17 protein-coding genes and 1 pseudogene are annotated in these 22887 nt (G+C 63.7%); 13 read left to right on the forward strand and 5 right to left on the reverse strand.

Annotated elements, in window-relative coordinates:
• Positions 1-246: 246 nt before the first annotated feature.
• Positions 247-2139, forward strand: a complete 1893-nt coding sequence (locus tag ACPUD7_RS08625) for a glycosyltransferase family protein (RefSeq protein WP_425119644.1) — start codon at positions 247-249, stop codon at positions 2137-2139.
• On the opposite strand, the gene wecB is transcribed toward ACPUD7_RS08625, so the two are convergent.
• Positions 2127-3305, reverse strand: a complete 1179-nt coding sequence (gene wecB / locus ACPUD7_RS08630; protein WP_425119645.1) for a non-hydrolyzing UDP-N-acetylglucosamine 2-epimerase — start codon at positions 3303-3305, stop codon at positions 2127-2129. The two genes, ACPUD7_RS08625 and wecB, sit on opposite strands and share 13 nt — an antisense overlap.
• Positions 3306-3482: 177 nt before the next feature.
• Here wecB and wecC point away from each other — a divergent pair, with 177 nt between their 5' ends.
• The 12 genes and pseudogenes from wecC (at position 3483) to ACPUD7_RS08690 (ending at position 18217) form a co-directional block, all read left to right on the forward strand.
• Positions 3483-4742, forward strand: a complete 1260-nt coding sequence (gene wecC / locus ACPUD7_RS08635; RefSeq protein WP_425119646.1) for a UDP-N-acetyl-D-mannosamine dehydrogenase — start codon at positions 3483-3485, stop codon at positions 4740-4742.
• A gap of 134 nt (positions 4743-4876) precedes the next feature.
• Entirely contained in the window at positions 4877-6859 is a 1983-nt protein-coding gene (locus ACPUD7_RS08640) for an acetoacetate--CoA ligase (protein WP_425119647.1), read from the forward strand.
• A gap of 213 nt (positions 6860-7072) precedes the next feature.
• Positions 7073-7525, forward strand: a pseudogene (locus tag ACPUD7_RS08645) (GAF domain-containing protein); the annotation flags it as partial.
• 48 nt (positions 7526-7573) lie between these two features.
• A complete protein-coding gene (locus ACPUD7_RS08650) occupies positions 7574-8758 on the forward strand; it encodes a PucR family transcriptional regulator (RefSeq protein WP_425119729.1) in 1185 nt (394 codons plus the stop codon).
• 121 nt (positions 8759-8879) lie between these two features.
• Complete coding sequence (locus ACPUD7_RS08655) at positions 8880-10430, forward strand: class I adenylate-forming enzyme family protein (RefSeq protein WP_425119648.1); 1551 nt, start codon at positions 8880-8882, stop codon at positions 10428-10430.
• Between the two features lie 33 nt (positions 10431-10463).
• Positions 10464-11894: a TIGR00366 family protein gene (locus ACPUD7_RS08660; protein WP_425119649.1), complete on the forward strand. Its 1431-nt coding sequence runs from the start codon at positions 10464-10466 to the stop codon at positions 11892-11894.
• A gap of 168 nt (positions 11895-12062) precedes the next feature.
• Positions 12063-14051, forward strand: coding sequence for an acetoacetate--CoA ligase (locus tag ACPUD7_RS08665; RefSeq protein ID WP_425119651.1), 1989 nt, complete (start codon positions 12063-12065; stop codon positions 14049-14051).
• 114 nt (positions 14052-14165) lie between these two features.
• The gene (locus ACPUD7_RS08670; RefSeq protein ID WP_425119653.1) at positions 14166-15122 is read left to right on the forward strand and encodes a universal stress protein; all 957 of its coding nucleotides are present in this window, start codon (positions 14166-14168) and stop codon (positions 15120-15122) included.
• A gap of 127 nt (positions 15123-15249) precedes the next feature.
• Positions 15250-16206, forward strand: coding sequence for a universal stress protein (locus tag ACPUD7_RS08675; RefSeq protein ID WP_425119654.1), 957 nt, complete (start codon positions 15250-15252; stop codon positions 16204-16206).
• 9 nt (positions 16207-16215) lie between these two features.
• Positions 16216-17172, forward strand: coding sequence for a universal stress protein (locus tag ACPUD7_RS08680; RefSeq protein ID WP_425119655.1), 957 nt, complete (start codon positions 16216-16218; stop codon positions 17170-17172).
• Between the two features lie 396 nt (positions 17173-17568).
• On the forward strand, positions 17569-17910 hold the full coding sequence (locus ACPUD7_RS08685; RefSeq protein ID WP_425119656.1) for a carboxymuconolactone decarboxylase family protein: 342 nt from the start codon (positions 17569-17571) through the stop codon (positions 17908-17910).
• Positions 17855-18217 carry an MGMT family protein gene (locus ACPUD7_RS08690; RefSeq protein WP_425119657.1) on the forward strand — a complete coding sequence of 121 codons (363 nt, stop codon included), beginning with the start codon at positions 17855-17857 and terminating at the stop codon, positions 18215-18217. Before ACPUD7_RS08685 ends, ACPUD7_RS08690 begins: the two co-directional genes overlap by 56 nt.
• A 36-nt stretch (positions 18218-18253) precedes the next feature.
• Here the strand turns inward: ACPUD7_RS08690 and ACPUD7_RS08695 are convergent, their stop codons facing one another.
• From ACPUD7_RS08695 to ACPUD7_RS08710, 4 genes are all read right to left on the reverse strand, one after another.
• Positions 18254-19006: an ABC transporter permease gene (locus tag ACPUD7_RS08695; protein WP_425119658.1), complete on the reverse strand. Its 753-nt coding sequence runs from the start codon at positions 19004-19006 to the stop codon at positions 18254-18256.
• Positions 19006-19725, reverse strand: coding sequence for an ABC transporter ATP-binding protein (locus ACPUD7_RS08700; RefSeq protein ID WP_425119659.1), 720 nt, complete (start codon positions 19723-19725; stop codon positions 19006-19008). Before ACPUD7_RS08700 ends, ACPUD7_RS08695 begins: the two co-directional genes overlap by 1 nt.
• Position 19726: 1 nt before the next feature.
• Positions 19727-20272 (reverse strand): TetR/AcrR family transcriptional regulator, encoded by a 546-nt coding sequence (locus ACPUD7_RS08705; protein ID WP_135542567.1) that lies wholly within the window; start codon positions 20270-20272, stop codon positions 19727-19729.
• Positions 20273-20848: 576 nt separating this feature from the next.
• Positions 20849-22519 (reverse strand): APC family permease, encoded by a 1671-nt coding sequence (locus ACPUD7_RS08710; protein WP_425119660.1) that lies wholly within the window; start codon positions 22517-22519, stop codon positions 20849-20851.
• Positions 22520-22887: the final 368 nt, after the last annotated feature.

Below are 22887 nucleotides of genomic sequence, written 5' to 3' on the forward strand. Positions count from 1 at the left end.
TGCTCCTTCCTCCCCGGTGACATGCACCGTATCGAGGCTCGCGGAGTCCCTGTCGACTTACCGATTGTACTATTGGAGTTAACAGGATTCGTGCAGAATTAACCCTGCGTACATTAAGAATTGGTTGCATTCCACACCTCCTGACACAGGGTCTCTTGCCGTCATCATCGGGGCGGGAACAAGGACTCTTGACTTGATCTGCTTCCCGTTCCGCACTCCCTGGCCGCCGCTGAGAGGACTCACCCCGTGCCCCGAACACCGCTTCGCACTCTGAGAACCGCCCTGTGGCATCTGCGCAAAGGCGGGGTGTCCCAGGTGTCGATGTGGAGACGGCGACGGTCGATCACTCAGGGAGCAGCCGAGGCATCGCCCGAGGTCGCGACCGGAAGCCTTTCCGCCGAGGTGCTCGCCGAGCTGTGTCCCGCATTCCCTCTGCCGCAGAGGTCTCCGGTGTTCCCCGACCTCCGTGTCGGAGTCATCCTCGATGAGTTCTCGGCCGAGAGCTTCGGGTTCGAGTGGTCACTGCACCCGCTCTCGTTCACGAAGTGGTCGGCCGAGCTCGACGGCCTCGACTTCGTCTTCATCGAGTCGGCGTGGAACGGCAACGACGGAGCATGGAAGTTCAAGCTCACGGGCCCGTCCGGGCCGAGCCCCGAAGTCACCGACCTCCTCGCCGAGTGCCGCCGCCTGGGCATTCCGACGGTCTTCTGGAATAAGGAGGATCCGCCTCACTTCGAGGATTTCCTGCCGCTGGCCGGACTCTGCGACTTCGTCTTCACCAGTGATGTCAGGCTGGTGCCCGAGTATCGGTCTCGGCTAGGTCATGAGCGTGTCGCAGTGCTGCCGTTCGCGGCGCAGCCGGCGATCCACAATCCATCCCGGCCGGCCCGCAACGTCGCGGCTCGCGACATCGCCTTCGCCGGTATGTACTTCGCGCACAAGTACCCCGAGCGCAGGGAGCAGATGGATCTGCTGCTCGGAGCCGCCGACGCTGTATCCGGTCGTATGCGGCACGGCTTGGAGATCTTCTCCCGCTTTCTCGGCAACGACGAGCGCTACCAGTTCCCTGGTTCGCTGGCACAGCGGGTGGTCGGTTCACTGCCTTATCGCAACCTGCTCACTGCGTACAAGCACTATAAGGTCTTCCTCAACGTCAATTCCGTCACCGACTCTCCGAGCATGTGCGCTCGGAGGATCTTCGAGATCAGCGCCGCCGGCACGCCCGTGGTCACCACTCCGAGCGCGGCGACCCGCGAGTTCTTCCCCACCGACGAGGTGCCTCAGCCGGAGTCGAAAGAGGACGCCGAATGGACTCTGCGTGCCTATGTGCGCAGTCCTGAGCTGCGCGACCGCAGCGTCCACCTGGCGCAGCGGCGGATCTGGGCCGAGCACACCTACACCCATCGGGCGATGACGGTGATGGATTCCCTCGGGATCGACCACGGGCAGCCGTTTCCCACCTCGGTATCGGCGGTGGTGTCGACGAATCGGCCGGGCCACCTCGGCGAGGTGCTCACCACTCATGCCGCCCAGCTGCACGCGGACAAGGAGCTCGTCCTCGTCGCCCACGGATTTCCTGCTCCTGCCGATCTGCGAACACGCGCTGCGAACCTCGGGATCGACCGCCTGGAGATCGTCGAAGTCAGCGCCGACGAGCCCCTCGGAACGTGCCTCAATCGGGGCGTCGAAGCGGCCTCGGGCGACGTCATCGCGAAAATGGATGACGATGACATCTACGGTGCCCACTACCTCGGCGACCAGCTCGCCGCGCTGCGGTACTCGGATGCCGATCTCGTCGGCAAACAGGCGCACTACCTCCACATGCGCGGTTCCGATATCGTCATCTGCCGCTTCCCCGAACGGGAGCACCGCTTCACCGACCTCGTCATGGGGCCGACCCTGATGACGCGACGCTCGACGCTGCTTGAGATTCCCTTCGCCGAACGCACGCTCGGTGAGGACACCGAACTGCAGCAGCGTCTCGTCACTGCGGGTGCGCGGATCTATTCAGCCGATCGGTTCAACTTCGTCCAGGTGAGAGGCGACCATGCCCACACCTGGACCGTCGAGGACAGCCATCTGCTGGCCAACGGCGACGTCCACGCCTTCGGTTTCGCCCCGGGCCACTACTGCTTCTGAGCGCTGCGCCAAGGCGAGCGCTCGGGGGCGAACTCGTCGATGCGTTCACCGACTCCGAGCAGCTCCTCGATAGCGGCGAGAGATCTCTGTGCCGCTCGACCGTCACCGTAGGGGTTGATCGCTCGGGCCATGGATTCGTAACCTCGAGCATCGTCGAAGAGTCGGGACACCTCGGCGACGATGGTCTTCCGGTCGGTACCGACGAGTGCAACGGAACCGGCGGTGACCGCCTCGGGGCGTTCGGTGTTCTCACGCATGACGAGCACCGGCTTGCCGAGGCTCGGTGCCTCTTCCTGGATTCCTCCGGAGTCCGTGAGGATCACGTCGGAGGCGGCCATGACCGTGGTGAATTCGCCGTAGGACAACGGTTCGGTGACCAGTACGTTCTCAAGTGACTCGACTCTGGGCAGGACGGCTTCGCGGACGAGTGGGTTGCGATGGGCCGGGAGGAGGATGAGGAGGTCCGGGCGGGCGGCAGCGAGTTCTGCCAGCGCGTCGCCGATATTCTCCATCGCCGACCCGAGATTCTCTCGCCGGTGCGTGGTGACCAACAGCTTCGGCCGGTCGGTGGCCAAATAGTCAGCGACCGTGGGATCGACCGGCGTCACCTCCATGGCAACGGCGAGGTGGAGGGCATCGATGACGGTGTTGCCGGTGACGGCCACGTCTGCGGGGCTGATGCCTTCAGCGAGCAGATTGTCACGCGAGCGGGAGGTCGGGGCGAGGTGGAGGGCGGCGACCTGGCTCGTCAGCTTGCGGTTGGCCTCCTCGGGGAAGGGACTGGCGATATCACCCGAGCGCAGCCCCGCCTCGAGGTGAATGACGGGGATGCCGCGGTTGAAGGCGGCGATCGCAGCCCCCATGACCGTGGTGGTATCCCCTTGGACGAGCACGGCGTCGGGGGTCTGATCGGCAAGGACGGAATCGAGTTCGCCGATGACGCGGGAGGCGATGCCGTTGAGCGTCTGTCCCGCGGACATGATGTTGAGATCGACATCGGGCACGATGCCGAAGAGATCGTTGACCTGATCGAGCATCTCCCGGTGCTGGGCCGTGACCAGCGTGCGGGAGGCGAGCGTCCCACTGGATTCGATGGCACGGATGAGCGGGGCCACCTTGATGGCTTCCGGACGCGTGCCGAAAACGGTGAGGACTGTGGGGGTCACGGACGAACTCCTGATCGGGAGAACCCGGCGGCCGCCTCGGCGGTCAGGGCTCTCGCAGTGATGGTTGGCGCTTGAACCAATGGTATGCCTGGTCATCCACTGTTCATGCGCAGTTGGCCTGGCCGTCACTCGGGTAACATCGGAATCTGTTCAGCAGGAGTTTGGAGAACCCCACGCATGCCGCCCATCACCGCCACCCCACGCCCATCGGTCGCCGTCATCGGCCTCGGCTATATCGGACTGCCGACCGCAGCCGTCCTGGCCAGTTCTGGAGCGGAGGTGGTCGGAGTCGACGTCAATGCCGATGCCGTGACCACGATCAACGCCGGCAACGTGCCGTTCGTCGAACCCGATATGGCAACGACGGTCGCCGGTGTCGTCTCTCAGGGATATTTGCGTGCGACGACCGAGACTCCGCACGCGGACAATTACATCGTCGCGGTGCCCACCCCGTTCAAGGACTGCCATAAGCCGGACCTGTCGTACATCGAAACCGCCGGCAAGCAGATCGCTCCGCTGCTCGAGGGCAATGAGCTCATCATCCTCGAATCGACCTCGCCTCCCGGGGCCACGGAGTTCCTCGCCGAGACGGTCATCAAGGCACGCCCCGATCTGACGCTCAAGCCCGGCAGCGCCCAGACGGTCTACTTCGCTCACTGCCCGGAGAGGGTTCTACCCGGTCGGATCATGATCGAGCTGCGCACGAACGACCGCATCATCGGCACGCTCAACGGTGAGGCCGGGGAGCGCGCCCGCGACCTCTACGAGCTGTTCTGCGAAGGTCAGTTCCTCATGACTGATGCGCGCACCGCAGAAATGGCGAAGCTGACCGAGAACGCCTACCGCGACGTCAACATCGCCTTTGCCAACGAGCTGTCAATGATTTCCGACGGCCTCGACATCAACGTGTGGGAGCTCATCAAGCTCGCCAACCATCACCCTCGCGTGAACATCCTGCAACCTGGGCCCGGAGTCGGCGGCCACTGCATCGCCGTCGACCCATGGTTCATCGTTGCCACCGCACCCGAGCGGTCCTCGCTGATCAGGACCGCGCGTGAGGTCAACGATGCCAAGCCCGGGTATGTCCTCGACAAGCTCCTCCCCCAGGCTCGACGCATTCAGGATGTGCGGATCGCCGCCCTCGGGCTGGCGTTCAAACCGAACATCGACGACCTGCGCGAAAGCCCCGCCCGACAGATCGTCAATCGCCTCGCCGACGCACTCCCCCAAGCCAACATCATGGCGGTCGAACCGAACATCGACCGCCTGCCCGACGAGCTCGAAGCGCGCGACAACGTCACTCTCACAGAGGTGAATGAAGCCGTACACGCCGCTGACATCGTGTTGCTACTCGTCGACCACACCGAGTTCACACGGCTCGACCGGACCTTGCTCACGCAGAAAATCGTCCACGATACGCGTGGGGTGTGGGGCTGAGTCTGCACCGCCAGCGAAATCCGGCGGGCGTAAGGTGGACTCAACGTCTCCACTGCAGAATGAGTGAGCCTCGTTCCGGCTGGTGAAGACCGCGTTCGCTGCTGCCCACCGACGTGCTGAACCGAGGAGAAGAATTGACCGCTGAACCGATCTGGCGTCCGAACCCCGACCAGACCCCGCGCTCGCAGATCCTTGATTTCACCGAATTCGCGAACCAGCGTTCTGGGCAGGACATGGTCAGCTACGACGATCTGTGGCGCTGGTCGGTGGACGACCTCGACGGCTTCTGGGGTGCGGTCTGGGACTTCTTCAACGTCATCTCCGATAAGCCCTACACCGAAGCCCTCGCCGATCGGTCCATGCCCGGCGCCACCTGGTTCCCCGGCACCCGCCTCAACTACGCCGAACACGCACTGCGCGCCGCACTCGACGACGACCTCGCCGACGAACCGGCCACCATCACCATCACCGAAGACGGCAACCGAACCGAGGTCACATGGCGTGAGCTGCGCCGCCAGGTCGGCTCCGTCGCCGCATGGCTGCGCGACCGGGGCGTCGGGCAGGGTGACCGAGTTGTCGGCTACCTCCCGAACACCCACCACACCCTCGTCGCTTTCCTCGCTTCCGCCTCGCTCGGTGCCATCTGGTCGGCCTGCGCCCAGGACTATGCCGCCGAGGGAGCCGCGGCGAAACTCGGCCAACTCGAACCGAAGGTTCTCTTCGCCGCCGACGGCTACCTCTGGAACGGCCAGGCCTTCGACCGCCGTGACCAGGTTGCGGACTTGGCGACACGGATCCCGTCGCTGCGGGCAGTCGTCGGGGTCGGCAACCTCGGTGTGGGTGCCATCGATGAGGACAACGAGGTCACGAATCTTGCCGACTGGGACGAGATCTCCTCCGGCGATACTCCGCCGGAGTTCGTTCGCGTCGATTTCGATACCCCGCTGTGGGTGCTCTACTCCTCCGGGACCACAGGCATTCCCAAGGGGATCGTGCACAGCCACGGAGGGGTCGTCATCGACCATCTCCGCCTGTTCGGTCTCCACCTCGATCTGCGACCGGGTGACCGGTTCTTCTGGTACACGAACACAAACTGGATGATGTGGAACCTCGTCGCCTCAGCACTGTTGGCGGGCATCACCACCGTCTGCTTCGACGGCAGCCCCCTCTACCCCGGACCGGGCCGGCTGTGGGAGATCGCAGCGGACACGCACGTCAATGTCCTCGGGGTCAGCCCGGGGATCTTCCTCGCCGGGATGAAAGCCGGACTCGAACCCGGTAAGGAACTGGACCTGAGCTCACTGCGGACCATCGGCGCCACCGGTGCTCCTGTTCCCGCCCACTGCTTCCCCTGGGTCCGCGACGCCGTCGGCGAGCGCGTGCAGCTGGCCTCGACGAGCGGAGGCACGGACGTGGTCAGCGGATTCGCCGGGTCCGCGCCGAACCTCGAGGTATGGGAGGGCGAGCTGTCCGCCCCGCTGCTGGGAGTGGCCCTGGAGTCCTGGGACGATGACGGCAACCCGCTCACCGGCGAGGTCGGGGAGATGGTCATCACCGCCCCGATGCCGTCGATGCCGGTGAAGTTCTGGAATGACCCCGACGGGCAGCGCTACCGCGACACCTACTTCTCGATGTTCCCCGGAGTATGGCGCCACGGCGACTGGATCACGATCACCGAACGCGGCAGCGTCATCATCTCCGGACGCTCGGACGCCACCCTCAACCGGCACGGTGTCCGCCTGGGCAGCGCCGACATCTACGACATCGTCGACGGCATCCCCGAGGTGGCCGAATCCCTGGTCATCGGTGCCGAACAGCCGGGCGGCGGATACTGGATGCCGCTGTTCGTCGTGCTGGCTTCCGGCGTTGTTCTTGATGATGCGCTGCGGTCGCGGATCGCTGGAGATCTGCGAGAGAAGGCCTCGCCGCGGCATGTGCCCGATGACATCATCGCCGTGCCCGCGATCCCCCACACCCGCACGGGCAAGAAGCTCGAGGTGCCGGTCAAACGGCTCATCCAGGGGCATGCCCTCGAGAAGGTGGCGAATCCCGATGCCGTGGATTCGTTCGAAGCGCTGACGTACTTTGTGCGGTTCGCGGAGGGGGCGGAAGACTAAGTCAAAGTAGCGACCATGGCCGGGTCGGCTCGACGGATGCAGTCGGGACGCCTCGGCAAACTCCTGGGCCAGACGCATCCTCGCGCAGATCACGGCGCGGTATCAGCAGAAACCCATCCGCGTGAACTTTTGACGCTTCTCGGTGGCCCGTTCCTGTCTGAGTCTTGTTTAGGATAGGTAGATCAGGGGTGGTTCACAGACGATCGGGTGTAAATGACTGCTGCATGGGAACGATTCCTCTCATCACTGCTGGCTGCGAACACCCTGGCGCAGGCAATGCAGAGCGCGGTCGGCTATGTCAGCGAAGCACTGTGCTGTGACATCTCGTGGACTGGCCTGGTCGAAGCAGACGATCAGCTTCATATGGGTGCCCATCATGGGTTGACGACTCCGGAGATGTCGACCGTCTGGCGTCTTGCTGTCGGCGACGGAATCGGCGGTCGGGCAGTCTCCCTGGCCCGAACGCAGAGGAGCAGCAACTACCTCCACGATTCTCGTCGCGTGCCGGCGAAACGACTCATCGACAACGAGAGGATCGCTACGGTCCTGGTCACTCCGCTCACGGCCGCCGGTCAGCCGACAGGAGTCATCTATGCAGCACACCGAGAGTTGCGAGAGTGGACTCCCCGAGATGTCGACCATCTTGAAACTACAGCCCGCCGGCTATCGATGCGACTGCATCAGCTGACTCTGCTCCGTGAGGCGGAACGAACCGTGCGCAGCCTGCAGAGGAAGGCAATCGGCGCGGAATCCGCTCTGCAATCGTCATCGGAATTCATCGGGGCGCTGACCAATACGGGAGAGATCGACTCCGCTCTCGAGGTCGCTGCTGTCTTCCTCAACGCCAACATCCAGATCAACGATGGTCGCGGACGCACGCTTCATACGGCCGGCCCAGATGAAATCGGCTGTGCCGGAACACGACTTACCTGTGAGCTCGGGAATCGGAGTGACCTGTCGCTTCGCATCCACCAAATAGATATGGATCCCTCCCCCGCAGACACACCGATCAGCCTGGCAATCGGTGCCCTCCGCCTGCAGTTGCTCAGACTGGGCGAAAGAGCCGAGGCGAGGGAGGAGCTGCGTGGCGAGCTTCTCGAAAGCCTGCTCACAGGGAGGTTCAACGACAGCGAACACCTCCGCCGGCGTCTCTCCCTCATCGGCCGCCCGCATCTAGCCGACAGCGCGCGGGTGATCGTCGTCGAATCGCTCGCTGCCTCCAATCGCCTGTCCGCCCGATTCCATACCGACTTGCGTACGACTTTCCCTCAGCTGCTCATCGACCACCGTGATTCCTCTCTCGTCATTGTGGTCGAGGACCATCGCCCGGAAGAGTATCTGATCAGGCAGTTTAAGGAGCTGCTTATTCGCGAGGAGGAACGACACAGACGCCCCGGGACCGATGGTGCAGAACACGGAGGACCGAGATTTGTCGCTGGCGTCGGCCGTCGCTCGCGCCGCCCGCACGAGATCTCAGTTTCTTACGATGAAGCGGCTGCGGCCTGCGCCATCGGCATCTCGGACCCCCGTGCCGCGGACAAAGGGATATTCAGTGCCCGCAAGCTCGGTTTGCAGGGCCTGGCGAGCATGCCCCAGGAGCAGCTCGCTGCGATGGTCAACGACACTTTCGGCCCGATCATCGACCATGATCAGCGTCGCGGTACCGACTTCATGCGCACCGTGCGGACTTATCTGGCCAACGATCGTCACCTCGGGGACACCGCGAGTGAGCTGCACTTGCACTACAACACTGTGCGCAATCGCATCGCCCGGATCGAAGAGCTTCTCGACCTCAAGTTCGACCAGGCGGACGGCCGTTACCGCGCGGAGACAGCGATTCGCATGGTCGCGGTCCTCAGAACGCTTACGGAGCAGAAATTGCTGAGTGTCAGACGCTGACAGCGCCATGGCCGGAAACTGTCAGATCCTCACATAGCCCCAATCGCTCGGATCCGGAAGACTGCCGGAGTGCGTGATCAACATCACTCACGACTCAGCGAAGAGGAAGAGGATTCGAACAATGCCGCTCGCTACCACTCGCGACCTAGTTCTCCCTGCCATTCGGAAGCACGGAAACCGCAGCGCCGTCATCGCGGACGGCAGAACATGGACCTACAGAGAACTTCACGAGGCAGCACTTGTTGTCGCCGATGCGCTCATCGATCGCGGCATCAGACCATCAGATCCTGTTGCGATCCTGCTTCCCAACAGCGCTGAATATCTCATCGCCGACCTGGCGATCATTGCCGTCGGCGCAGCTAAGGTGCCGATCAATCTGATGCTCTCGGAAGCCGAGGTCGAGTTCATTCTCGCCGACTCTGGAGCGGAAGTCGTGCTCACCACCCCGGCTCATCTCCGGGAGGCGACATCGTCTCAGGACGGAAGCGGGCCGGAGGCCATCGTGCTCGAAGCCACCGACGATAAGAAGGTTGAGGCCGCACCTTCCGACATTGATCACGGGCCCTCCGATCGACTGACAACTGCGACCACAGCGGACGATCTTTCGCTCATCATGTACACCGGCGGTACCACGGGGCGACCGAAGGGTGTGGTCCACCTCCAGCGGGGAGTCGTCGCAAATATGCTCGCCCACGTCATCGAAACCGAGATCACCGCCGATGACCATCTGCTCCTGTCCTCTCCGCTGCCCCACAGCGCCGGTGTCCTCGCGATGACTGCTCTGCTCCAGGGGGCGATCGTCGAGGTCATGTCGCAGTTCGACCTCGCCACCACTCTGGAAAAGGTCGAGTCTGCTGGAGTCACCTACCTCTTCTTGGTGCCGACCATGATCAACAGGCTCCTTGATGCCGTCGCAGAGCGCGGCGACTTCAATTCTCGGTCTCTGAGAACAATCCTCTATGGTGCCTCCCCCATCTCAGAAGAACGACTGCGGCAGGGACTGACCATGTTCGGTCCAGTATTCATGCAGCTGTATGGTCAGACAGAAGCTCCCAACTTCCTGACCCGACTGCGGCGCCACGACCACGATGTCGATCGGTTCCCGCATCGGCTGCGCAGCTGCGGACAGAGTGCGCTCATGGCCTCGATGCGCATAGTTCACGAGGACGGCACGGACTGTGAGCCGAATGAGGTCGGTGAGGTCATCGCGGCCGCCCCCTACGTCATGGACCGGTACTGGAACAGACCTGAGGCCACGGACGAGACGCTGCGCGAGGGCTGGCTGCACACCGGCGACCTCGGATATCTGGATCCGGATGGCTACCTTTACCTCGTCGATCGTAAGAAGGACATGATCATCACCGGCGGGCTGAATGTCTATGCCAGCGAGGTCGAACAGGCCCTGTCGACACTTGAGGAGGTCCGAGACGTCGCCGTCGTCGGCATTCCCCACCCGGATTGGGGTGAAGCCGTCACCGCCTACGTCGTCCCTGCCAACGAGGACGCGACCGAGGATGATGTCATCGCAGCTTCACGGGCCGTACTCGCAAGCTATAAGCGACCGAAGTACGTACATTTCACAGATGTTCTTCCGACCACGGCGGTCGGCAAGATCAACAAGAAAGTGCTTCGCTACGAGCACACCATGTCCTCGGACTCACCCCGTATCTGACCCGCTTCACCGTCAGCAAGGAGAAATACCGAAATGACCTCAATGACGAGATTCGACAACAAGCCCCGATTCCTCGACAGATACCTCGCCTGGTTCATTCGCTGGATGCCAGACTCGTTCGTCATCTGCCTGGCTCTCACGCTCATCGTCGGCGCTTTGGCCTTCTTCCTCACCGGAACCCCTCTGTGGTCGTCAGATTCCGACACCGTCACCATCATCTCGTCGTGGACCGATTCGTTCTGGAACCTTCTCGAATTCACCATGCAGATGACTGTGCTGCTGGCGACGGGCAATGCCGTCGCAACCTCTCCCCCTGCCAAACGTCTGCTCACACGGGTGGCACGCCTGCCCAAGACTCGGTCGCAGGTGATCATCCTCGCCGGTGTCGTGGGGGCACTCCTTGGTTTCGTCCACTGGGGCCTGGGGATGATGGGCGGAATCGTTCTGGGCAAAGAACTCCTCGCCGAGGCGAAGAAGCGCGACATCAGAATTCACGCGCCGGTCCTCGTTGCAACACTATTCATGTGCATGGTCCCCGGAGCGGCCGGTATGTCAGGCGCAGCCGTACTCTATGCCGCCACTCCCGACTACCTGCGAGATCTGGTTCCGCAGACCCACCTCGAGGCGACTCCGGTGACGGTACCGCTGACCGACACGGTCGTCCGACTCGACTTCGGCCTTCTGCTTCTCGTGTGCATGATCGTCGGGATCGTCTTCATGCTGCTCATGCACCCCAAGGACCCGGCGAAGATGAAACAGGTCGATGAATCGGTCTTCGACGAGATCGAGTCCGGAGCCTCGGCGACGGTCGTCGAACGTTCGACTCCAGCTCAGAAGGCTAATGCGAGTCGAATCGTCATGGTGGTCATCGGCGGAGTAGGGCTTGTCTACAGCGTGCTCAACATCGCGGCAACCGGGGTCGCCGGCCTCGATCTCAATGCGTACAATTTCCTATTCCTTTCCCTGGGGATCCTGCTCTGTGCCAACCAAGGTCCTGAGTACTACGCAGGTCTGGTCAGGGAAGGCATCGCCGGCACTTGGGGGTTCATCCTGCAGTTTCCGTTCTACGCAGGAATCTTCGGTCTCATCAGCGCCACGGGCCTCGGGGTGGTCATCTCCCAGGCTTTCACAGCGATCTCCTCGGCGACGACCTGGCCGTTCATCGCGTTCATCTACTCGGGAATCCTCAATATCGCGGTGCCCTCGGGCGGTTCCAAATTCGTCATCGAGGCTCCCTATATCGTGCCCACCACTCTCGACTTGCACGCAGACCTCAGCCTCGTGATGCAGGCTTACCAGATGGGCGACGCCGTGTTCAATCTGCTCATTCCTTTCTTCGCCCTGCCTTATCTGGCGAACTTCAAGATGAAATTCGGTGAAGTCGTCGGCTACACGGTGCCGCCGGTACTTATTATGATCGGCGTAGTCAGTGCCTACCTGCTGGCGCTCGCCGCGATCGGCTGAAACCTGTCGCCCCAAGCTCCGGCCGCGCAAGCGGCGGGGCCCCTGAAATACGCGAAGGCGGGAATAGCTTCGGCAAACAACCTCGTATTCAGAGCGAGTCCAGCTCGTTCCTGTGTCCGAATCTTCCGTCCCCTTTGACCCACCGACGCGCTGAACTGAGGAGAAAAATTGACCGCTGAACCGATCTGGCGTCCGAGTCCCGACCAGACCCCGCGCCCGCAGATCCTTGACTTCACCGAATTCGCAAACCAGCGCTCGGGGCAGGACATGGTCAACTACGACGATCTGTGGCGCTGGTCGGTGGACGACCTCGACGGGTTCTGGGGTGCGGTCTGGGACTTCTTCGACGTCATCTCTGACGAACCTTATACCGAAGTCCTCGCCGACAGTTCTATGCCCGGCGCCACCTGGTTCCCCGGCACCCGCCTCAACTACGCCGAACACGCCCTGCGCGCCGCACTCGACGACGACCTCGCCGACGAACCGGCAATCATCACCATCACCGAAGACGGCAACCGGACCGAAATCACATGGCGTGAGCTGCACCGCCAAGTCGGCTCCGTCGCCGCATGGCTGCGAAGCCAAGGAGTCGGACAGGGCGACCGCGTCGTCGGCTACCTGCCGAACACCCACCACACACTCATCGCCTTCCTCGCCTCCGCCTCCATCGGTGCCATCTGGTCGGCCTGCGCCCAGGACTATGCCGCCGAAGGAGCCGCGGCGAAACTCGGTCAACTCGAACCGAAGGTCCTCTTCGCCGCCGACGGCTATCTCTGGAACGGCACGGCCTTCGACCGCCGTGACCAGGTTGTGAACTTGGCGACACGGATCCCGTCGCTGCGGGCAGTCGTCGGGATCGACAACCTCGGTGCTGGCGCGTTGGACGGACAGCATCCGTTGACTGAGCTCGTCGCCTGGGACGACATCGCCTGCGATGATACTGCGCTCGACTTCGTCCGAGTCGAGTTCGATACTCCGCTGTGGGTGCTCTACTCCTCGGGCACCACAGGAATTCCAAAGGGGATCGTGCACAGCCATGGCGGAGTCGTCCTCGATCATCTCCGACTGATGGGGCTGCAGCTGGACCTGCGGCCGGGTGACCGTCTGTTCTGGTACACGAACACGAACTGGGTGATGTGGAATCTGGCGACCTCCGCACTGCTGACCGGCGCGACGACGGTCCTCTATGATGGGAGCCCCCTGTATCCGGGACCACGACGGCTGTGGGAGATCGCCTCTGACACACAGGCAAATGTCCTCGGGCTGAGTCCAGGAATTCTTCTTGCTGGGTTAAAGGCCGATCTGAAACCCGGCGAAGAACTGAACCTCTCGGCGCTCCGGACGATCGGCGCCACCGGTGCACCGGTGCCGGCCCACTGCTTCCCCTGGGTCCGCGATGCCGTCGGCGAGCGCGTGCAGCTGGGCTCCGTGAGCGGGGGCACGGACGTCGTCAGCGGCTTCGCCGGTCCGGCCCCGAACCTCGAAGTGTGGGCGGGCGAACTGTCCGCACCGATCCTCGGAGTGGCGCTGGAGTCCTGGGACGATGACGGCAGCCCACTCATCGGTGAGGTCGGGGAAATGGTCATCACCGCCCCGATGCCGTCGATGCCGGTGAAGTTCTGGAACGACCCGGACGGGCAGCGCTACTACGACTCGTACTTCTCGATGTTTCCTGGAGTATGGCGCCACGGCGATTGGATCACGATCACCGAACGCGGCAGCGTCATCATCTCCGGACGCTCGGACGCCACCCTCAACCGTCGCGGCGTGCGCCTGGGCAGCGCCGACATCTACGACGTCGTCGATGACATCACCGAGGTGGCCGAATCTCTCGTCATCGGAGTCGAGCAGCCGGACGGCGGGTATTGGATGCCGCTTTTCGTCGTCCTGGCTTCGGGCGTTGTTCTTGACGACGCGCTGCGGTCGCGGATCGCTCAGGATCTGCGGTCCAAGGCGTCGCCCCGGCATGTGCCCGATGACATCATCGCGGTCCCCGCGATCCCCCACACCCGCACGGGTAAGAAGCTTGAGGTGCCGGTCAAGCGGCTCGTCCAGGGGCATGCGTTGGAGAAGGTGGCGAACCCGGATGCTGTGGATTCGTTCGAGGCGCTGACGTACTTTGTGCGGTTCGCGAAGGACAGCGACTCCGCCGACTGAGTCCTGACGCAACCGAGTCGAGGGCGGGCCCGGGCTGAGTGCCGGGTTGGCCGGGGGAGCTGCCTCGGCGAGGTGCCTCTCTCCGGAACCGGGCATTTCGCGTACGGTGAGGCTATGACTGCTCTCTTCACCCTCCCACCGGCGGATATTTTGATCGGAGTGGACGGATCGGACAACAGCCGCCAAGCGTTCACGACTGCCGTCACCATCGCACAGGAGCACAACTGTTCGATCCGGGTCGTCGGTGCCTACAGTGTCCCGGTGATCCCACGCCGGCACGCCCCGACGATCTCCGACGATCACCACCGCAGCATCGGGAATTCGACGCAGGAACTGCTCGAAGAATTTGCCGCACAGGCACGGAGCGCAGGCGTCGAGGCATCCGCCCAAGCCATCGAGGGAGACGCGGGAGAAGTCCTCGCCGAAGCCAGCCGCTACTCGCGTTTGGCAGTCGTCGGCAAACGCGGCCGCAACCGGCTGGCGAGCCGACTGCTGGGCACAGTGTCGGGTGCATTCGTTGCGCGTTCGCATTGCCCCGTACTGGTGGTGCCATTCCAGGACTCAGACCTCGCCGACGATGTGCCAGCACGGGAGAACCTTGGTGGATCCGCCTCGGAGGGCCAGCACAATCGGTTGAGTTTCGAAGACGAAGTCGTCGCTGGAGTCGACATGGGTTCGTCTGCTCTTCCGGTCGCAGAGGTTGCCGCACATGCTGCAGAATTGAGCGGCCGTCGGCTCGCTTTCGTATCAGCCGTCCCCGCTGATGCGGGAGCCTCGCGTGGCGCTGGTGCCGAGGACTCTGCTCCGACTGATCGTGCATACGCACACCATCTCGAAGAGTTGGTGGATGCCGTTACGGACCATCACGAAGGACTGACAGTACGCCCCGAGCTGGCAGAGGGCTCGGCAGCGGCCACACTGATTGAAGCAACACGCACAGCAGCACTCGTCGTACTGGGCACCCGAGGTCGAGGAGGGGTGGCCAGCCTGCTTCTGGGGTCGGTCAGCCGGAGTGTGCTCAATCAGGCGAAGTCGCCCGTGCTGATCGTCCCGAACGCGGCCGCGCAATAAGGCGGTCGACACCGCCTTTTCTACATAGTGTAGAAAACTTTGGTATGCTGGAGCCGGACGACGGTGTTTTCGCTTCGGGGTTGTCGCCGTCGCTCCGGATCTGAGCAACCCCGGCAGGAGGTTCATGATGTACGAGGACGTAACAGCCGCTGATCTGCGCACCCGTGATCTTGGAGTTCTGGTCGGATTCGACGGCTCTGACCACGCCAGATCGGCTCTGCAGTTCGGCGCGAGCGAAGCGCTTCGCCGGAAAACGACCCTGACCGTCGTCACCGCCTATGCGGTCCCGGTCCCGATCTACCCCAATATGGCCTCTCTGCCCTCAGAGCCGGAGGATCGCGCACGACGCAAGAACGCCGAAGCCACACTCGATGTGGCCGAGAAGTATCTTGACGACTACGCAGGCGACCTCATCCTCGCCGTCGCCGAGGGCAACCCCACCGGCGTCCTCGCCGACCTCTCCAAGCAAGCCCGACTGGTCGTTGTCGGGGCTCGCGGACGTGGTGGCTTCATCGGGCAGCTTCTCGGTTCGGTTGCCGCGGCGCTTCCTGCTCACGCCCACTGCCCCACGATCGTGATCCCCGGAACCGACTCGACGGAGGCAGACGCGAAGAACGAGAAATTCGTCGAGCAGAAGCCGGGCGGTCCGATCGTCGCCGCGATCGATGGTTCGGCGCCGAGCGCCGAGGTCCTCACGCAGGCAGCGCAGGTGGCAGAGGAGACATCCGCTTCTCTCAGCATCCTCATGATCATGCCGCTGGCGGAGGAATGGCTGTACTGGTACCCCGACGTTCAGCTCCAGAACGAAACGAGCCTGAGGCGCAGGAGCGATCTCGAGAAGACGATCAGAGCCGACCACTCGTGGCTTTTCGAAGATCACCCGAATCTGGAGATCTCCATCGATGTCGAAAGCGGCCAGGTGATCGACGCCATCACTGACCGAACCGCGACAGCGCAGCTGACCGTGGTCGGCAGCAGAGGCCGCGGTGCGGTGCGAAGCGCGCTGCTCGGTTCCGTCTCTCGCGGTGTGCTCAACAGGGCTCAGGGCCCGGTGATGATCGTTCCTCCCCGATCACAACCTTAAGTTCTGGTCATGAACGATCGAGTTCCTTTCGCTTCCTCCGACCGCGACCTCGGTGTCCTGGTCGGCGTCGACGGCTCGGCCCATGCCAGGTGCGCGCTGCATTTCGCCGCTGTCAAAGCGCTGAGCAGCAACACGGCTCTCACGGTCGTGGCCGTCTATCGGCTTCCTCCGATGATGTACACCGGTGAGCCGGCAATTCTGGTCACGCCTGAAGCCCGCGCCGAACGGGATCGTGCCGAAAAGGTCCTCGATGACGCCCGAAAGTATCTGCGCGACTACCCGGGAAAGGTCACGTTCTCGTCGGCAGAAGGCAGCCCGACCGGAGTTCTCACCGAACTCAGCGGGCGTGCGCAGACGGTCGTAGTCGGCTCCCACGGTCGCGGCGGCTTCATCGGCCAGCTCCTCGGTTCGGTCGCCGCGGCGCTTCCCGCCCGGTCGCAGTGCCCCACTGTGGTCGTCCCGAAGGACTATCTGCCGGAAGCCGGGCAGGGCCCTGAACTCTTCGCCCACGCTCGAGACACCGGACCGGTGGTCGCTGGAATCGACCTGTCCGAGCGCAGTCGCATTGTGTTGCTCCTCGCAGCACGGCAGGCGGAGCTTTTCGCGGCTCCGCTGCAGGTCCTGACAGCGATGCCGCTGCTGAGGGAGTGGAAGTACTGGTACCCGGAACTCGAGGAGTTCGAGACCATCACTGAGCGCCGTCAGAGCAATCTGCGGGCATCGGTGGAAAGGGAGATCGCCTGGCTGCGTCAACGTCATTCGCACCTCGAGATTACTGCCGACGTCGAACTCGGCGCCCCGGGCGATCTTCTCGAAGCGAAGACCCGTGCTGCACAGCTGACAGTGGTCGGCACTCGCGGCCATGGCGCGATGAAAAGCACACTGCTCGGTTCGGTCAGCCGCGAGCTGCTCAATCGCGCGCGGGGACCGGTCATGGTGGTGCCGACCGAGACGGCGGCACAGTAGTTCCACCGTTGTTCCTGGTCAGGCGAGGATGAGGTAGGGCCTGAAGTGCCCCGAATCACCGTGCCCGCGATCCCCCCACACCCGCACGGGCAAGAAGCTCGAAGTGCCGGTCAAGCGGCTCATCCAGGGGCATGCGTTGGATCGTGTGGCGAATCCCGATGCTGTGGATTCGTTTGAGGCGCTTGAGTACTTTGTGCGGTTTGCGGAGGGCAGCGAGGGCTGACGCACTGCTCCAGGGTGGGGGCGGCACAGGGTCGGACCGGTCGGCTGCCGACGATCACGAGTGTGAGGTCGGTCTGGTGTGCGTCAGCGGTGAGGTCTATGGTGAAAACAGATCCAGCGCCTCACCATCCGATTCGGATTCTGACGACGCCTTGACGACCAAGGAAATTCACAATGTCGGATTCGCTCTACCCTCAGGCCACTCCCGAGATCGCCGCTCAGCGGAAGAAGCTCGCACCGGGACCCAATGACGCATTCGAAGCCTTCAGCAAGGCCGTCTTCGCAGACGGGGCGCTCGATGGCCAGACGAAACAGCTCATCGCCGTTGCCGTCGCACACGTCACCCAGTGCCCCTACTGCATCAAGGGCCACACACGCGTGGCGTCGAAGGCCGGAGCCACCGACGAACAGATCATGGAAGCGATCTGGGTCGCCGCCGAAATGCGCGCCGGAGGAGCCTATGCGCACTCGACGCTGGCGCTGGACACTCTCAACGGACACAACCACGCACACTGACCCGAGCCTCGAAACCGCGGCCGAGCGGCAGCGGCTCCGTGCCGCTGTCGTGAAGACCATGCGGTCCGTTCCCGCCGGCCGCGTGGCCACCTACGGCGACATCGCCGAGGCTGTCGGCATCGGAGCTCGCCAAGCCGGACGTCTCGTCGCCCAGGAATCCGACTCCGGACCGTGGTGGCGCGTCGTCTACGCCGACGGCACCGCCGCGCACTGCCACGGCGGCACCGCACCAAAGCTGCTTCGCTCAGAGGGCGTCGGTTTCCGCCGGCAGCGGGTGGACATGACGCCATTCCGCATCGGAGCGTGACCTCGGATCGCCTCGGCGCTGGTTGCCGTCGCAGGCTCAGCGGCGCAGCTGGAGCCTGGCCCAGGCGAGGGCGGTGAGACCGGCGAACACGAGGCCGAAGACCGGCACCAGCAACAGCTGCACCCCGGTCACGGTCGGATCCGAGCCTATGGCCCACAGGGCCGGTGCGGCGATCGGCATCCATCCGTCGAGTCCTGCGAGCGCGGAGATCTGGGCGATGACGACGAGCCCGATCGTGCAGCCGATCGCCGCCAGCAGTGATCTCGTCAGGGTCGCCACCCACGCGACGGGAATGACGAGGAGTCCGCTGAGCACCGTCAGCAGCCACAGTCGAAGCAGGCTCTCCCCCACCGCGGAATCGGGCATTCCGTAGCCGAAGACGAGACCCAGGACAGCCACACACACGCTCAGCAGCAGCCCGACGAGCACAGCCCAAGCGAGGAAGACAAGAAGTTTGGCCACGGCGATCGGCGCACGGCCGACCGGCAGGGCGAAGAGCCCGACGATGGTCCCGTCGGCGAATTCGCGGCCGAAGAGCCACGCCACGACGACCCCGCAGGCGAGCAGCGAGGCCACGGACACGACCTGCTCGGCCCCAGCCATCAGTCCTGCCCAGTCCGGCGCGGCGGCAGGCCCGAGCTTGGCCATCAGCTGCGGTTGCCCACTGGACGCACCGAACGTGATGACGATGAGCAGTCCGCACAGTCCCAGCACCAACGTGACGGCGGTGATCGCACCCACCGGGGACCGGAGCATCTTCAGGGCCTCAACCCGCACGGCAGCACTCATCACACGGTCTCCTCGGCGAGTCTCCGATTGTCGTCGTCGATGCGGATGCGGTCGAAGAAGGTGCGTTCGAGGTCCGGACCCGTCGTGTCGAGTTCGCCGATGAGCCGACCGGCGTTGATCAGCAGCACCCGATCGGCGATGCGGGCCACCTCGTCGAGATGATGGCTGCTCACCAGCACGGCCGCGCCGTTTTCCGCCCGATCGAGGAGCTGCTCGCGCAGGAGGATCACGGAGGCGGGGTCGAGGGCGTTGGTCGGCTCGTCGAGGATGATGAGGCTCGGATCGTGCTGCATGGCCGCGGCCAGCCCGACCCTCTGCTTGTTGCCCAGGGACAGCCGACGCACTCGTCGACGGCTGAGGGCGCTCAGCTGCCAGGTCTCCATCGCTTGGTCCGGCTGGCCCGGACTCCCGTGGTGGAGCAGCGAGGCGATGCGGAGGTTCTCGACGACACTGAGTTCCGGGTATGCCAGCGGCGTCTCGATGAGGACCCCGACCCGGGCCCAGGACTCGGTGGGCATCCGGTTGAGCGGGTGGCCGAAGAGCCGCACCTCGCCGTGTTGGGCACGCAGCATGCCGAGGCCGAGGCGCATGAGCGTGGTCTTGCCGGCCCCGTTGAGTCCGATGAGAGCAACGACCTCACCGGGTCGGACAGCGAACGTCAGGTCAGCGACCCCATCCCCGCCGGGGAACCGGTAGCCGACGCGGGAGAATTCGAGCATCTCACTTCGCCTCCAGCACGTTCAGTGCCTCTTCGATGGCCGCGCCGAGCGCCACCGAGTCCGACACCGCCCAGTCGAGCAGGGCCGCACTCAGTCCTGCGATGACCGCAGCCGCGACGACCCTCGCCGAGGCGGCCGCCACGTTCCGTTCCGACAGTGCGGCAGCGATCGCGTCGACGGTGGCGGCGCTACCCCGCTCGAGCGCACCGGTCAGACCGGGAGTCTCTGCGATGAGGCGCAGACGTTGACGCAGGGATGAGACCTCGTCGGCGGCGACTGTGGCCCAGACTTCTCGGATCCCTTCGGTGACAGCGCGCAGGGGCGGCTCGTCAGGCGGGCGGGTCCGCACAGCCTCGGCGATGCGAGGGTCGAAGGGGTCCTCGAGCAGCAGAGCTTCCTTCGTTGGGAAGTGGCGGAAGAGCGTCATCTCGCTCACCCCGGCCCGGTCCGCAATCTGCGCGGTGCCGGTCCCGGCGAACCCCTGATCGAGGAACAGCTGCAGAGCTGCGCCCGCCAGTGTTTCATGTGTCTTCTGCCATCGACTCATCCTTTAATGTTAGTCACTAACATTAGAATGTCAAGGGCTCAGGGACCGCAAGCGTCACGATTCAGAGGACAGTGGGGATCCGGCCGTGCGCCCCCTCCGGCCGCGGGCGTTCGGTGAATCTCGGCAGCCTCGGCGGGGTGGCACCGTCCGGCTGACGCATGCAGAGCCAGCGAACGAGGCCACCGAGATCTTCGAATCAGGGGCCACTCACCAAAGTATCGGCCGGGCCGTAGAACTCATTCAACGACAAATCAGGTTTTCGATACTGCCGCGCATCGATAACCTGATTCGTCGTTGAACGACGGGGCCGCCGAACCAGAACCGACGCCCCTCCCAGTCCCCAGCGGCCGCGGTCTCGGCTCCCTGAGGCCGAGCCCGCGGTCAGGCGGGCACCCCGGCGGTCTGACCGATGAGGATATGCCCGATAGTCGCCAGCACCTTGCCCTACGTATGCCCGATGAGGCCGACGGGACCTTCGTGATCCTTGATGACCTTCTTGGCCTCGTCGAATTCGAAGTCCCTGTGATAGACGATGACGTCAACGTCGGGCCACCTCGGCGAGGGCGAGGAATTGGATCACTCCCCGTCGATATGCTCCGCGCTGGTCTCCTTGGTGTTCTCGACGTTGGCGACGACTTCGTCCGACTTCAGGCGGGTCTTGATGCCGACGTAGAAGACGATGGCGGTGAAAACGGTGCAGACCAGCTCGCCCCATCCGAACGTGAGTACGCCCATGGCACCCTCGCCATAGTTGCTCAGCAGGCTGAGCACGGCCAGACCGCCGAGCCACAGGATCATCCACCAGCCGGATTTGAACTGCAGCGGCGGGATCTTGCTGCGGTCGCTGAAGGCATAGTGCAGACCGAGGACCACGTAACCGAGCACCATCGCCAGGAACAGCTTCCAGTTCGTATCCCAGCCGGTCCAGAAGACAATGAGATTCGCGGCAAGGAACCCGAGAAACGGCAGGAGGTCTCCGCCGGGCAGGCGGAAAGGGCGTTCCTGATTGGGCAGCTGCCGGCGCAGAGCCGCCACCGTGACCGGCCCGGACCCGAAGGAGATGACGGTGCCGGAGGTGATGAAGCCGACCATCTTCGCCCACGACGGGAATGGGAAGAACAGGAAGCAGGCGACGATGAACGTCACCACCAGACCGAACCACGGGATGCCCTTCTTGTTCAGCTTCGTCATTGCACTCGGGGCATTGCCCACGCGTGCCTGCGAGTACGACAGTCGCGGGGTGAGCGCGGTGAAGATCAAGCCGGTGTCGGCCGGGGAGACGACGGCGTCGATATAGAGGATGATCGCCAGCCACATCGCCCCGAGCATGATCGCGATCTCTGCCCACGGTCCTGCCGAATTCGAGAACGACAGTCCGCCCCAGCCGTCCTTGAGCAGATCGGTGGGGATAGCTCCGATGAACGCGATCTGCAGGAGGATGTAGATGATGCCGGTGAGCACGATCGAACCGATGACGGCGAAGGGCACATTCTTCTGGGGGTTCTTCGTCTCGCCGGCAAACTCCACACCCTGGCGGAACCCGAGGTAGGAGAAGACGATGCCCGCCGCGGGCAGGGCTGCGAAGATCGGTGCGATGCCGTTGGGGGCGAAACCGCCGAACTCGGGCATGTGGAAGTGGCCGGGGTTGAAGGCCAGCAACGCGAGGCCGACGAACACGAGGACGATGACGAGCAGCTTCCACCACACGAGCACGTTGTTGAACTGAGCGAAGAACTTCACCCCGAACATGTTGATGATGCAGAAGACCGCGACCATCGCGATGCTCACGAAGATGCCCGGCACAGTGAGGACGAGCACCCCTTCCTTCGTCTCCATCAGCCACGGCATATAGCTCGAGGCGTACTGAACGGCCGCAAGCACCTCGATGCCGACGGTTCCCGCCGCCGACAGCCACGTGATCCACCCGCTGGTGTAGCTGGCGAACGAACCGAAGGCATAGTGCGGGTAGCGCACGACACCGCCGGCGACGGGGAACATGACACCGAGTTCGGAGTAGTTGAGGGCGACGAAGACAATGAGGACCGCGCCCAGGGCCCAGGACAGGATCGCGGCTGGGCCGGCCATGCTCGCGGCGTCGAAGGCACCGAAGAGCCAACCGGAACCGATGATCGACCCGACTCCGGTGAAGAGCAGCCCGGTCTTGCCGATATCGCGTTTGAGTCCTTTGTCGTGGACGACTGTCACGCTCGTGTGCGGACCGGATGACAGTGAACTGCGTGAGGGCACCTTTGCCTCCCAGGGTTGAGGTCAGATTCTCGGCGGCAAGTTTTCTCCTGTCGATTCGTGATGTCAATTACATAGCCGGGTTATCTGCCGAGGTCACAGACGCAAACGACCCCGAGGCCGTCTTTTTCGGCCTCGGGGTCGAATAGTGGAATCTTTCGGGTCACTATGTGAAGTTGTCAGCTGTGCTGGCGCTGTCTTGTCGGTCTTCTGAAGGCACCCGCCGACGAACTGGAAGTCAGAGACCGAAGGAGGGCCCCGGCTTTTATCGGGCCACGGGCGCTGCTCGATGCGTTCTCTGCCCTGGTCGTGACTCGGACAGCGCCGAAGATCTGCTCCGCACGCTCTTTCACCAAAGCATCGGGCGGGCT

Source organism: Brevibacterium sp. FAM 24630, assembly GCF_049804075.1.
GTDB lineage: Bacteria > Actinomycetota > Actinomycetes > Actinomycetales > Brevibacteriaceae > Brevibacterium.

Bases quoted from the DNA above. Each gene is read 5' to 3' on its own strand.
- ACPUD7_RS08700 (WP_425119659.1), bottom strand. From the start codon at position 19,725: ATGCTCGAATTCTCCCGCGTCGGCTACCGGTTCCCCGGCGGGGATGGG.
- ACPUD7_RS08670 (WP_425119653.1), top strand. From the start codon at position 14,166: ATGACTGCTCTCTTCACCCTCCCACCGGCGGATATTTTGATCGGAGTG.
- wecC (WP_425119646.1), top strand. From the start codon at position 3,483: ATGCCGCCCATCACCGCCACCCCACGCCCATCGGTCGCCGTCATCGGC.
- ACPUD7_RS08680 (WP_425119655.1), top strand. From the start codon at position 16,216: ATGAACGATCGAGTTCCTTTCGCTTCCTCCGACCGCGACCTCGGTGTC.
- ACPUD7_RS08690 (WP_425119657.1), top strand. From the start codon at position 17,855: ATGCGCACTCGACGCTGGCGCTGGACACTCTCAACGGACACAACCACG.
- ACPUD7_RS08660 (WP_425119649.1), top strand. From the start codon at position 10,464: ATGACCTCAATGACGAGATTCGACAACAAGCCCCGATTCCTCGACAGA.
- ACPUD7_RS08675 (WP_425119654.1), top strand. From the start codon at position 15,250: ATGTACGAGGACGTAACAGCCGCTGATCTGCGCACCCGTGATCTTGGA.
- ACPUD7_RS08695 (WP_425119658.1), bottom strand. From the start codon at position 19,006: ATGAGTGCTGCCGTGCGGGTTGAGGCCCTGAAGATGCTCCGGTCCCCG.
- ACPUD7_RS08705 (WP_135542567.1), bottom strand. From the start codon at position 20,272: ATGAGTCGATGGCAGAAGACACATGAAACACTGGCGGGCGCAGCTCTG.
- ACPUD7_RS08685 (WP_425119656.1), top strand. From the start codon at position 17,569: ATGTCGGATTCGCTCTACCCTCAGGCCACTCCCGAGATCGCCGCTCAG.
- ACPUD7_RS08655 (WP_425119648.1), top strand. From the start codon at position 8,880: ATGCCGCTCGCTACCACTCGCGACCTAGTTCTCCCTGCCATTCGGAAG.